Here is a 12,590-nt window from a genome sequence, read left to right as displayed (position 1 = left end):
GCTCACCGCGGGCGCCCGGCCGGCATGGCGCTCGGCAGCTCGGTCGCGGGCAGCCACACCTCGCTGCCGTCGCGCAGGCGGAACCCGAACCTCAACCGGGCCGACACGGCCCCGATCAGCGCGTACATTTCGTCCTGGTCGGCGGCGGTGGCGTTGAGCATGTCCAGTTCCTGGGTGGACACTCCCGGCGTCATGCCGGCGCCGGGGGCGAACAGCACCCGGTGGGCGATCACCCCGTCGAGCGCACGCACCTCGGCGAGGCCCTCGGCGCCGAGCATGGCCACCGCGTCCGGCGGCGCCAGGTGGTTGAACTGGAACACCACCCGGGAGCCGAGGTCGAATTCGAGGTCAGGCCGCTCACCCAGCGCCAGACGGGCGGCGGCGACGATCAGGTCCGGACCGTTGGAGTGCGCGGACAGCTCGTTCATCCACCCGCCGAGCCGGCTGTTCACCTCGATCACCCTCGGACCGTCCGCGGTCAGCTTCAGCTCGGTGTGCGACAGGCCGTAGCGGAAGCCGAGCGCGCGCAGTGCGGCCGTGGTGACCTCGCACGCCCGCTGTTGGGTGGCCTCGTCGAGGTGGCTGGGCCAGAACTGGCCCCGCTCGCGGAACGGCTGCACGAGGGGGTACTTCGACAGCACGGGCAGGTGCGTGGTGACGCCGTCGAAGGTGGCGCTCTCCACCGAGCAGAAGTCGCCGTGGCGGCCCTGGTCGACGCCGACGAGCATCTCCTCCAGGACCATGACGGCCTCTTCGCGACCGAGCAGCCGTTCGACCAGCCGGGCGCCCTCGTCGGCGTCGTCGATCCGGTAGCTGTTGCGGCTGCCCGCACCCGTGCGTGGCTTGAGCACCGCCGGCAGGCCGGTGTGCGCCACGGCGGGCTCCCAGTCCTGCGGCTGGTACAGGGTCGCCGTGCGCAGCGTGTCGACGCCGTGCTCGGCCAGCACCCGACGCTGCACCTCCTTGTCGGTCAGGGCGAGCGCCGCCTCGGGCGACTGGCCCGGCAGGCCGTACCGGTGCGTGAGCTGTGCCGCCGTCCGGGCCAGCAGGTCGGTGAAGGAGACCACGCCGTCGCAGCCGGAGGCGTCCGGCAGCTCGCCCTGTGGATCGAAGATCACCGGTTCGAGGAAGTGGCGCAGCATGGCGACGCCCGGGTCGTCGCGGAACTCTTCGGGCACGGCCACGACGAGGTCGACCACGGGCCGCAGGAGGCGCAGCATCTCGACCGGCCCCAGCGCGCCGGGGGCGTAGAGCAGCAGCAGACGGGGGCGCTCGCCGCTCATCCGTCCACCCGCGTCCGCACCACGTCGATGAAGTCACCGAGCACGGAATTCTCGAACAGGTCACGTACCGACAGTTCGGTGCCGAACCGCTCCTGGATCCGGTTGATGACCTGTAGCACGGCCACGCTGTGCCCGCCGGACTCGAAGAAGTCCGAGTCGGCGTCGACGGGGATCGCCAGGACCTCCCGCCAGATCAGGGTCACGGTCTCGCCGATGTCGGCGTCGGGTCCACCGACCCGGTGCACCCAGTCGCCGGGGGCCCGCTCGGTGCCCCGGTGGATGCCGGCGAGCAGCGCGCCGAGCCGTTCGGCGACGGGTCCTGGACTGCCGTCGCCGATCAGCCACTCGCGGTCGCGGCCCCGGACCCGTCCGACGGAGGTGATCTGGGCGGCCGTGCCGCAGGCGAACACCTCGGTGATGCGGCCGGTCCGGCAACCCTCCTCCCACTCGTCGACGGAGATCGGACGTTCGACGGCGGTCAGGCCGACGGTGCCCGCCAGCTCCAGGATCGACTGCCTTGTCACGCCGGGCAGGATCGTGCCCGCCAGCGGCGGGGTGACCAGTCGCCCGTCCTGCTCCTCGACGAAGAGCAGGTTCATCCCGCCGAGCTCCTCCACCCAGCGGCGTTCGCGTGCGTCGAGCCAGACGACCTGGTCGCAGCCCTCCTCTGCGGCCTGTGCCTGCGCGGCGTAGGTGACCGCGTAGTTGCCCGCGTACTTGGCGGCCCCGACGCCGCCGGGCGCGGCGCGCACGTAGTCCTCGCACAGCCACACGTCGATGGCCCGCTTGGCACCGAAGAACATCTCCGTGACGAACGCCATGAGCACGAACGTGTAGTTGCGCGAGGGGCGCAGTGCCAGGTCGGCGTCGGCCGCGAACAGCAGCGGCCGCAGGTACAGGCTGCGGTCGGCCTCGCGCGGCACCCAGTCGGCGTCGAGGCGGATCAGGTGCTCGATCGCGCCGACGAACTCCTCGGTCGGCAGCTGCGGCATCATCAGCCGCGCCGCCGAACGCTGGAACCGTTCGGCGTAGCGGTCCGGCCGGAACACGCCGATCCCGCCGTCGGCCAGCCGGTACGCCTTGAGCCCTTCGAAGACGATCTGGCCGTAGTGCAGGCCGACCGTCGCCGGGTCGATCGACAGCGGGGCCAGCGGCTCGACGCGGCCGTCGTGCCACCCGGACTCCTCGTTCCAGCGCAGCGTGACCATGTGCTCGGTGAACACCCGGCCGAACGTCGCGTCCCGGCTCCGCTCCGCCCTGGCGGCGGCGTCGAGCCGGGCGGCGGGCTTGATCACGTAGTCGATCCTGCTGGTCATCGCGTCGCTCCCCGCGCCGAGCCGGTGAGCGCACCGGCGATCAGCGACAGGACCTGGTCGGTCCGGTCGAAGTGGAAGAAGTGGCCGCCGGGGAACGTGTGCACGGCGCAGCCCGCCGTCGTCCGCTCCCCCCACGGATCAAGCGTCGCGACCGGTACGCCGGCGTCCTGTTCGCCGCCGAGTACCAGCAGCGGCACGTCGAGGAGCGGGTGCGGCCGATGGACGTAGGTCTCACAGGCCGCGAAGTCGGCACGTACGGTCGGAACGAGCATTTCGAGCAGGTCGGCGTTGCGCAGCACCGAGTCCGGGGTCCCCGCCAGCTCACGCAGGTGACCGACGAGTTCGTCCTCGGACATCCTGTGCACGGGGTGTTCCTTGACCACGGGCAGCTGCGGAGCGGACGCGCCGGAGACGACCAGCAGTTCGGGCGGCCGTCCCGCCGCGGCCATGGCGACCGTGACCTCGTACCCGAGCAGCGCGCCCATGCTGTGCCCGAAGATCGCGTACGGCCGGTCCCGCACCCGCCGCCGCAGCGGTTCGAGGAACTGTTCCGTCATGGCGGTCATGGACCACTCGGCGGGTTCGGCGCAGCGGCCCTCCCGCCCCGGCGGCTGGACCGGCACGACGTCGGCCGTACCGGCCAGCCTGCCGCGCCACGAGCGGTAGGCGGACGCGCCCGCGCCGCCGTGCGGCAGGCAGAACAGCTGCATCCCCTCGGTCTCGGCCGGGGAACCTGGAAACCAGCGCCGGTCCGTGTTCATCACGACTCCTCCCGTGCGAGCTGCTCCTCGGCCTGCTCGTCGGTCATGGTCAGCAGTTGCAGGACGAACTCCGCCTCGGTGGACGCGTTCTCCCCCAGCGCGGCGGCCAGGTGGTCGGCGAGCAGGCGGGGCGTCGGCGCGCGGAACACGGTGAGATCGGAGAGACCTTCCGCCAGGCCGAAGAGTTCCCGCAGTTCGATCGCGATCCGCGACGCGACGAGGGAGTGCCCGCCCAGTCCGACGAAGTCCGCGTCCGGATCGGTCACCTCGGTGTGCAGGTGCGCGCTCCACACCGTCCGCACGACGCGGATCAGGTTCTCGTCGCCCGCCGCCGCCTGGACGGCATCCTCAGCGGGACGCCCGACCCGCGCCGGCGCGGGTACGAACGCGGTCAGCTCGCCGACCGTGCTGTCCGGTCCGGCCAGCGCGGCGTCGAGCAGCGCGGCGAACTGCTCGGCCATCCGCTCGGCCGTCGCGTCGTCGTAGAGCGCGGGCGCGTACTCCACCTGGACGTGGTCGTCGATCACGCTGAACGTCAGTGGGAACGGCGACCGGTTGTTGTCGACCGGCTCGACGGAGTCGACGCCGAGGTCGGCGAACACGTCCTTGCGGGTCGGTTCGACCAGGGCGAACAGCACCTGGAACAGCGGGCTGTAACCGCTAGTACGGCCCGGCCTGACCTCCTCGACGACCGCTTCGAACGGCAGCCGCTGGTGGTCGAGCGCGTCGAAGACGATCCCGCGTTGCCGGCGTACCAGCTCCCGGAACGACACGTCGGCGACCTCGGTCCGCAGCACCACCGTGTTCACGAAGTAGCCGACGAGCCGCTCGAACCTGGCGCGGTGGCGGCTGGACACCGGGGTGCCGACGACGACGTCGGACGAGCCGGTGAGTCGGGACAGCAGGACGTTCAGCGCGGCGAGGTACACCACGTACGGCATGCAGCGCTCGCCCCGCGCGAACCGGCTCACGTCCGGCAGCTTCCGGGCACACGTCCGGCTGACCCAGGAGCGCTCCACGGCGGGTTCCCGGTCCGGCGGCGGCAGCACCACCGGTGGCGCCTCGGCCAGCCGCTCGCGCCAGAACGCCGCCAACGGGACACGACGCTGACCGGTGAGCAGCTCCCGCTCCTCGGTCACGGCGTCGGCGTAGCTCACCTCCAGCCTCGTCGTCCCGCCCCCGCCGTAGGCCAGCGCGAGCTCGTCGAGGAGCAGGTCGAGCGAGATGCCGTCGAACACGATGTGGTGCACGACGACGAGCAGGTCGTACCGGTCGTCGTCGAGGCGCAGCAGGCGGGCCCGCAGCAGTGGGGCGCGGTCGAGCGCGAAGCCGGTGGCCACGTCCTCGGCGCAGCGCAGCGCGGCCTGCCGCGCGGCGTCGGGCAGCCGGCGGAGGTCGTCGACCCGCATCGGCGGTTCGGCCGAGTCCTCGACGATCGCGACGGGCCCGCCGGCGTCCTGCGCGAACCGGGTCCGCAACGGCTCGTGGCGGTCTACGACGGCCACGAACGCCTCGCGCAGCGCCTCTTCGTCCAGCGCGCCCCGCAACCGCACCCGCCAGGCGAGCGTGTGCACCGGCCCGCCGCCGATGAGGCGGTCGAGATTCCACATGCTGCGCTGGCCCATCGACAGGGGATGGGTCTTGCCGGTCATCGTGCCCCCCAGTCCGACTCGAGCTCCAGTCGCAGGGTGTCGAGCTCGTCCTGATCCATGTCGACGAATACCTCGGACGCCGTCACCTGGGGCGTGTCCGGCGTGTCGGCCAGTCCCGCCAGCGTGGCCAGCGCCTCCGCCCACAGGTCGGCGAGCTGGCGCACCGCCGGCTCGTCCAGCACGCCCGGCGCCCACGTGAACGTGGTCCGCAGCCGCGCGCCCTCCGCGTGGTCGAAGGCGATCGCGGTCACGTCGAGCGCGTTGGTGAGCGGGGCGGCGGCGGGAGTCCCGCCGTCCAGCGCGACAAGGCCGCCCGCGCCGCCCGACCGGAACCGGCCCAGGTAGTTGAACGCGACCTCCGGCTCGGCGAGGGTGGCCAGCGGGCTGTCGGTGAGGTGGCGCAGCAGGCCGTAGCCCAGGCCGCCGTCCGGCAGGGCGCGTACCTGTTCCTTGACGGCCCGCAGCGCCGAGGCCGCGGTGTCCGTGGCGGTCAGGTCGAGCACCGCCACGTGCCGCACGGTGAACCAGCCGACGGTCCGGGACAGGTCGAGCCCGACGTCGTGACGCCCGTGACCCTCCACCATCACCCGCAGGACCTGCGAAGGCGTCCCCCGGCGTGCGCGCCAGGTCCGGACGGCCAGCGCCAGCGCGCACAGCAGCACGTGGTCCACGCCCGCGCGGAAGCGGTCCGGCACCTCGCTGAGCAGCGGGCCCGTCTCGACCTCGCACACCAGTTCGCCCGCGTTTCCCGCGGTGTCGGTGGCCGGGTCGAGCACACCGCCGAGGGCCGGTTCCGGCGCGGAGAGCGCGCGCCTCCACACGTCCAGCTCGGCGAGCCGTCCGGGGGCCTCCCGCACGAGCCTGTCCGCCCACGTACGGAACGAGGTCGGCACGGCCGGCAGCCGCACCGGACGCCCGGCGGCGATGTCGTCCCATCCGGCCGCGACGTCGTCGAGCAGGATCCGCCAGGACACGCCGTCCACCGCGAGGTGGTGCACGGCCAGCAGCAGCTGCCCGGGGCGGTCGGGGCCGCGGTCGAACCAGACGGCGCTGACCATGCGACGTGCCGGATCGAGGCTACCGGCCACCGGCACCTCGGCCGGGGAGAGGTCGTCGACCCTGGTGAGCCAGGACGCCGCGTCCACCTCGGACGCCGGCGGCACCGTGAGCGTCCGGCCGTCGTCGGCGGAGAGGGTGGCCCGCAGCATGTCGTGGCGCGCGGCCAGCGCGGCGAGCAGCGCGACGAGTGCGGGCTCGCCGGCGCCCGACGGGAGGTCGAGCAGGACCGACTGGTGGAAGCCGGTGACCGGGCCGCCGCCCGCCATCCACCACCGCATGATGGGCGTGAGCGGGACGACGCCGACGCCGTCGTCGGCTGCGGAGGCGAGGCCGGAATCCGGGACGGGTTCGGTGGCCGCGGCGGCAAGCGCACGCGGCGTACGCTGCTCGAAGACCGTCCGCTCGGAGAAGCCGATGCCGGCGCGACGCGCCTGGCTGACGAGGCGGATGGAGCCGATGCTGTCGCCGCCGAGCCGGAAGAAGTCGTCGTCCGGGCCGACCTCGTCGAGGCCCAGCAGCTTCGCGAAGAGGTCGCACAGCAGCTCCACGCGGGCGTCCCGGGCCACCGCGCGACGGCTGGCGAGCAGGCGCTGCTTGGCCGACGACAGCGGCACCGCCGGGGCCGGCAACGCCTTCCGGTCGAGCTTTCCGCTGCTCGTCAGCGGGAACCCGGCGAGCACCACCACCTGCTCCGGCACCATCACCGCGGGCAGCACGGCGCGCATCCGCGCGATCAGCTCCGGCCCGTCCGGGGTCGCGCCGGGCGCGGCGGTGACGTAGGCGACCAGCTGTGCCATGCCGGGACGGTCGCCGCGGACCACGACGACGGCGGCGGCGACCGACGGGGCGTCCCGCAGGACCTGTTCGATCTCGCCGAGTTCGATGCGCTGGCCGTGCAGCTTCACCTGGTGGTCGGCGCGCCCGAGGAAGACGAGGGCTCCGTCCGGGCGCCGCCGCACCAGGTCGCCGGTGCGGTACATGCGGCTGCCGGGCGGCCCCCACGGGTCGGGCGGGAACCGCTCGGCGGTCAGGCCCGGCCTGCGGTGGTAGCCCAGCGCGAGCTGGACGCCGGACAGGTAGAGTTCGCCGACCACCCCCACCGGCACCGGGCCGAGCCGGTCGTCGAGCACCCGCGCGCCGGTGTTCCACACGGGGTGCCCGATGGGCGGCGCCGCCGCGGTGTCCGCGGGCCCGCACTTCCACGCGGTGACGTCGACCGACGCCTCGGTCGGGCCGTACAGGTTGTGCAGCTCGACACCCGGCAGCACCTCGGCGAAGCGCGCCACCGTCGCCGCCGGCAACTCCTCGCCGCTGCACAACACGCGGCGCAGGCAGTCACCGGCCCGCGCGGCCTCCGGCTCCTCCAGGAACGCGCTCAGCATCGACGGGACGAAGTGCATCGTCGTGATCCGCTCCCGGACCACGAGCCGCGCCAGCGCGAGGGGATCGCGGTGCGCACCGGGTGGGGCGAACACGAGGGTGGCGCCCTCGACCAACGGCCAGAACAGCTCCCACACCGACACGTCGAACGTGGTCGGCGTCTTCTGCAGCACCCGCTCCCCCGGCACCAGACCGTACGCGTGCTGCATCCACCGCAACCGGTTGACGATGCCGCGGTGCGGTACCGCGACCCCCTTGGGCCGCCCGGTCGAGCCGGAGGTGTAGATGACGTAGGCGGGGTCGAGCGGACGCGGCTGGGGCAGCGGCCGCGGCGCGGTCGCCGGGTCGGCGTCGACCGCCAGGACGCGCACCCCGGCGAACACCTGCGCGGACACCGACGTGGTCAGCACACACACCGGGCGCGCGTCGTCCAGCAGGAAGCGCAGCCGGTCGCCCGGGTGGTCGAGGTCGAGCGGCAGGTACGCCGCACCCGCGCGCAGCACCGCACCCAGCGCGACGGCCAGGTCGAGCGAACGCGGCACGGCGACGGCCACGGTGGCGCCGGGCCCGGCGCCCGCCGCCACCAGGCGGTGCGCCAGCGCGGTGGCACGCCGGTCCAGCTCCGCGTACGTCAGTGATTCCTCACCCGACCGGACGGCGACCTCGCCGCAATGGTCGGCGACGGCCGCCGCGAGGGCCCGCGGCAGCGTCACGTCGGGGACGGGGACGAGTTCCCCGCTGCCGTCGGCGCGCCACCGCGCGATCTCGGCCTCGGAGAGCGCGCAGACGTCGGCCACCGGGACGTCCGGGCGCGCGGTGAGCCGGTCCAGCAGTGTCACGAACTGGTCGAGGAAGCGCGCCGCGGTGGCGGCGTCGAAGAGGTCCGTGCGGTAGGTCAGCTCGGCGACGAAGCCCTCCCCGCGCCCCGTCACGGTGAGGCTGAGGTCGAACTTCGCCTCGCGTACCGGCAACACCACGGGCTCGGCGGCCAGGCCGTCCCACTCGGGTGCGCCCTGGTCCGCGACCACGTCCAGGAACACCTGGAAGACCGGGTTGTGACCGGTCGCCCGGTCCGGGCGCAGGCGCGCGACCACCTGCTCGAACGGCACGTCGGCGTCCTCCCGGGCGGCGTGCACCGCCGACGCGACGCGGGCCAGCAGCGAGCGGAACGTCAGCCCGGGGTCGACGGCCGTCCGCACGACCCCGGTCGCGACGAAGCAGCCGGCGACGCGGGCCAGTTCCGCCCGCCCGCGCCCGGCCACCGGCATGCCCACGCAGACGTCGGACTGCCCGGACCAGCGGGACAGCAGCAGCTGGTAGGCGGCCAGCACCGCCGTGAACATCGTGACGCCCTCGGCGCGACACAGCTCGCTCAGCGCCGCCGCGTCGGCGCCGACCGACACCGTGTCGCCCGCCGTCGACAGCTCCGGCCCGCGCGGCCGGTCCGTCGGCAGGTCGAGCAGCGGCGGCGCCCCGGAGAGCCGCGCGACGGCGGCGTCGAGCCGCGCCGCGACCGCGGCGTGGTGCTCCGGCCCGTGCGTGTACGCCGCCCAGTCCGCGAATTCGACCGGTGGCGGCTCGACGTCCCGCCCCGCGTACGAGGCGGTCAGTTCAGCCGTCACCAACTCGACCGACGCGCCGTCGAACACCGTGTGGTGCGCGACCAGCAGCAACACGTGCTCGCGCGGGGACACCCGGAACAGCGCGGCCCGGAACAACGGCCCGGACGCGAGATCGAAAGGCACCGACGCCTCGGCGAGCACTGTCGCGGTGAGGTCGGGACCGGCCGGGCCGACCGCCAGCGCAAAGGCGTCGGGAACGGGCGCGACCCGCAACAACAGCCGGTCGTCCGGAGACTCCGCGAAGGACATGCGCAACGCGTCGTGGCGCGCCACGACCTGCCGCAGGCACTGCCGCAGGAGACCGACGTCGAGGTCGCCGCGCAGCCGCAGTGCGTGGTAGAGGTTGTACGCCGAGTTCGCTCCGGCGCCCAGGTACCGGTCGAGAAACCACAGCGCCCGCTGCTGGTGCGTCGCCTCCACCGGCACGTTCGGATCCCGCCGGGGGACGGCAGCGCCGGCCCCTCGACGCGACGACAGCAGGCGCTGCTTGGCGGCCGACAGCCGGTCGGTCATCGGACTCCCCGTACCAGCAGGTCGAGCAGCCCGTCCGGCGCACCGACGAACTCGTAGTGCCCGCCCTCGAACAGCACCGTCTCCGTCTCACCGCACCGCGACCAGCCGTCCATCAGCCGGGGCTCGACACCGTAGTCGTCCTGCCAACCGATCGACGTGATCGGGCACGACAGGACGGGCGGATCCGGCTTGACGTAACGCTTGTTCACGTCGACGTCGTGCCGCAGCACACCGAGCGTGAGGTCGATGAGCCCGGGGTGCGGCTGGACACCCATGCCGACGAGCAGCCCGGCCAGCTCACGCGACAGCCCTTCGTCGTCGAGGCCGAGAAAGTAGCCGTACGGGCCGTCCTGCGGGGCCACCTCCGAGGACACGAAGAGCCGCGCGGGCGCCGGCCCGGTCTCGCAGAGGCGCGCCGCGGTCTCGAACGCCGCGAGCGCCGAGCTGCAGTGCCCGAACAGCCCGAACGGCACGCCGAGGTACGGCCGCAGCGCCTCGGCGAGATCGAGGGCCATCTGCTCGTAGGAGTCGAACGCCGGCTCGCGCATCCGGTTCTCCCGGCCGGGAAGCTGGACCGCGCAGAACTCCACCCCGTCGCGCATCGACGGCCACTGCCGGTACATCGTCGCGCCACACCCGGAGTAGGGCAGCAGGAAGACCCTCGCGGAGGCGTCGGCGCGCGGCTCCTTCAGGAACCACTTCCCCCGTCGCGGTGTGACAGTCACCCGGAAACCTCGTTCGTCCGGCCATCGGCGATGGCTTCCTCGATCGCGGCGGCCATCTCGGCGACCGTGGGCTGGAGGTAGAGCGTCCGCGCGGACACCTCCACCCTCATGTCCCGGCTCACCTTGGCCATCAGCTCGGCGGCGAGCAACGAGTGGCCGCCGAGCTCGAAGAAGTCGTCCTCGACGCCGACCGGCTCCACGCCGATCAGCTCGCCCCACATCTCCGCCAGCCGCACCTCGGTCGGGCTGCTCGGCGGGACGTAGTCGTTCCACACGTTGCGGGGATGGCGGCGGACGGCGGGCAGCGCGTTGCGGTCCAGCTTGCCGTTGGGTGTGATCGCGAGCCCCGGCCGGACGAGCACCGCCGTCGGGATCATGTAGGCGGGCAGCGAGTCGCGCAGGCGGTCGCGCAGGCGGGCGCCGAGTTCCGGGGCGGCCTCCGCGGAGGGCACGGCGTAGGCGATCAGGGTCGCCGTGCCGTTCTCGTCGCGCTGCACCGTGACAGCGGCCTGGGCGACCTCCGGCTGGCGCAGCAGCACGTCCTCGATCTCTCCCGGTTCGACCCGGTAACCGTTGACCTTGACCTGGTCGTCGGCGCGGCCGACGAAGACCACGGTGCCGTCGGCCGCCCGCCGGGCCAGGTCACCGGTGCGGTACATGCGAGCGCCCGGCACCTCCGGGTGCGGCATGAACCGGTCGGCCGTGGCGCCGGGACGGGAGAGGTAGCCTCGGGCGAGACCGTCGCCGGCCGCGTACAGCTCCCCGCACACCCCCGCGGGGACCGGGTGGAGGCCCTCGTCGAGTACCGCGACCGAGGACCCGCTGACCGGGTCGCCGATCGACACGTTCCCGGTGGCCGGTGGCGTCCGGGACGTCCAGCACGTGGTGTACGAGGTGTTCTCGGTGGGGCCGTAACCGTTGGTGAACAGCAGCCCCGGGTGGTGGCCGAACAGCTGCCGCACGAGCGACGCGGAGGCCACGTCACCGCCGGTCAGCACGTGCCGCACGCCGGTGAACAGGCCCGGGCGTGCCTCGATCGTGTAGTGCAGCAGACCGGTCGGCAGCAGCAGTACGGTGACGCCCGCCCGCCGCACGGTCTCCTCCAGCCGGTCCGGCTCCACCCGGCCGGGCGGCAGCACGGCCAGGTGCCCACCGTTCACCAGAACGGAGAAGATCTCGACGGTGGCCGCGTCGAACGAGAGCGGGGAGAGCTGCAGGAAGACGTCGTCCGGCCGCAGGTCCATCCAGTTCGGGCGGCACACCAGGCGCGCGACGGCACGGTGCGGGACGCCCACCCCCTTCGGCACCCCCGTCGATCCGGAGGTGTAGCAGACGTAGGCCAGGTGATCCGGGCCGGCCGCGGGCAGCGGAGCCGTCGCGATCCCCCGGGTGGGGGCGAGCTCGTCCAGCGGTAGCGTCGCGACGTCCTCGGGCACCGCGTCGGCGAAGGCGGGCTCGGCGGCGACGAGCCGGACCCGGGCGTCCCGTAGCTGCGTGGCGAGGCGCGAAGCCGGGTCGTCCGGATTCAGTGCGAGGTAGGCCGCGCCGGCCTTGAGGATGGCGAGCAGGGCGACGACGCGTTCGGCCGAGCGCTCACCGAACAGCCCGACGACGTCGTCGGGGCGAATCCCGTGCCGCCGCAACACCTCGGCGCCCGCGTTAGCGCGCTCGTCCAGCTCCCGGTAGCTGATCCGGACGTCTCCGCAGCTCACGGCCGGAGCGTCCGGGCGCTCTGCCGCGTGCCTCGCGATCAACTTCTCCAGCCGCTCGGCCGGGACCGGGGCGTCCGGGTCTCCCCAGAAGGCGGGCTCGCCCGGTCGGGTGAGACGCATCCGGGTGACCGGAACGTCCGCCTGCGCGCGGCCGGCGACGAGCACCCGATCGACGAGGTCGGCGAACAGATCGGCCTCGGCGGCGTCCCAGCCGGCCGCCGGGTCACCGGGGTGAACGCGGACGCCCTCCGGGAGAAGCTCGACGACAGGGCCCGCGAACGGGACGACGGCCCCCGGCGGTACGACGCGGACCGAGGGCTCGGGAGCAGCACCGGTCACGGTGCCCGCAGCGCAGAGACGCTCACGCAACCCGGCGAACGTGCTGGTGCCCGGCACGTCGACGATCTCGAGCCCCGCGCGCCCGCCCAGCTGGACGTCGAGCACCACGCGCTCGTCGAGCGAACGTCGGTGCAGCGCCACGACGACGGCGGCGAGCTTCTCGGCCGTACCCAGGTCGATAGCGGCCTCGGTGGTGGAACCCGGGGCGGTCACCATTTCCCTCCGGCT

The 12,590-nt window shown here is 73.5% G+C and carries 7 protein-coding genes and 1 pseudogene; all 8 read right to left on the bottom strand.

The features are described 5' to 3' along the window. Positions 1-2 precede the first annotated feature (2 nt). Complete coding sequence (locus V6V16_RS04975) at positions 3-1,283, bottom strand: ATP-grasp domain-containing protein (RefSeq protein WP_334559793.1); 1,281 nt, start codon at positions 1,281-1,283, stop codon at positions 3-5. Further along, entirely contained in the window at positions 1,280-1,486 is a 207-nt protein-coding gene (locus V6V16_RS27875) for a phosphopantetheine-binding protein (protein ID WP_442934035.1), read from the bottom strand. The genes V6V16_RS04975 and V6V16_RS27875 overlap by 4 nt, the downstream gene beginning before the upstream one ends. Before the next feature lie 30 nt (positions 1,487-1,516). After that, positions 1,517-2,599, bottom strand: a pseudogene (locus V6V16_RS04970) (branched-chain amino acid aminotransferase); the annotation flags it as partial. Then, positions 2,596-3,360 (bottom strand): thioesterase II family protein, encoded by a 765-nt coding sequence (locus V6V16_RS04965; protein WP_334559789.1) that lies wholly within the window; start codon positions 3,358-3,360, stop codon positions 2,596-2,598. The pseudogene V6V16_RS04970 and the gene V6V16_RS04965, both read right to left, overlap by 4 nt. Further along, positions 3,360-5,012, bottom strand: a complete 1,653-nt coding sequence (locus tag V6V16_RS04960) for a condensation domain-containing protein (protein WP_334559787.1) — start codon at positions 5,010-5,012, stop codon at positions 3,360-3,362. The genes V6V16_RS04965 and V6V16_RS04960 overlap by 1 nt, the downstream gene beginning before the upstream one ends. Next, complete coding sequence (locus V6V16_RS04955) at positions 5,009-9,586, bottom strand: amino acid adenylation domain-containing protein (protein WP_334559786.1); 4,578 nt, start codon at positions 9,584-9,586, stop codon at positions 5,009-5,011. The genes V6V16_RS04960 and V6V16_RS04955 overlap by 4 nt, the downstream gene beginning before the upstream one ends. Beyond that, positions 9,583-10,311 carry a thioesterase II family protein gene (locus V6V16_RS04950; RefSeq protein WP_334559785.1) on the bottom strand — a complete coding sequence of 243 codons (729 nt, stop codon included), beginning with the start codon at positions 10,309-10,311 and terminating at the stop codon, positions 9,583-9,585. Before V6V16_RS04950 ends, V6V16_RS04955 begins: the two co-directional genes overlap by 4 nt. Beyond that, positions 10,308-12,575, bottom strand: a complete 2,268-nt coding sequence (locus V6V16_RS04945; RefSeq protein WP_334559784.1) for a non-ribosomal peptide synthetase — start codon at positions 12,573-12,575, stop codon at positions 10,308-10,310. The genes V6V16_RS04950 and V6V16_RS04945 overlap by 4 nt, the downstream gene beginning before the upstream one ends. Between the last annotated feature and the right edge of the window lie 15 nt (positions 12,576-12,590).

The sequence above is a fragment of the Micromonospora sp. CPCC 205561 genome, assembly GCF_036906775.1.
Lineage (GTDB): Bacteria > Actinomycetota > Actinomycetes > Mycobacteriales > Micromonosporaceae > Micromonospora.
This window is presented reverse-complemented; position numbering and strand designations above follow the sequence as displayed.

Bases quoted from the DNA above. Each gene is read 5' to 3' on its own strand.
- V6V16_RS04975 (WP_334559793.1), bottom strand. From the start codon at position 1,283: ATGAGCGGCGAGCGCCCCCGTCTGCTGCTGCTCTACGCCCCCGGCGCG.
- V6V16_RS04965 (WP_334559789.1), bottom strand. From the start codon at position 3,360: ATGAACACGGACCGGCGCTGGTTTCCAGGTTCCCCGGCCGAGACCGAG.
- V6V16_RS04960 (WP_334559787.1), bottom strand. From the start codon at position 5,012: ATGACCGGCAAGACCCATCCCCTGTCGATGGGCCAGCGCAGCATGTGG.
- V6V16_RS04955 (WP_334559786.1), bottom strand. From the start codon at position 9,586: ATGACCGACCGGCTGTCGGCCGCCAAGCAGCGCCTGCTGTCGTCGCGT.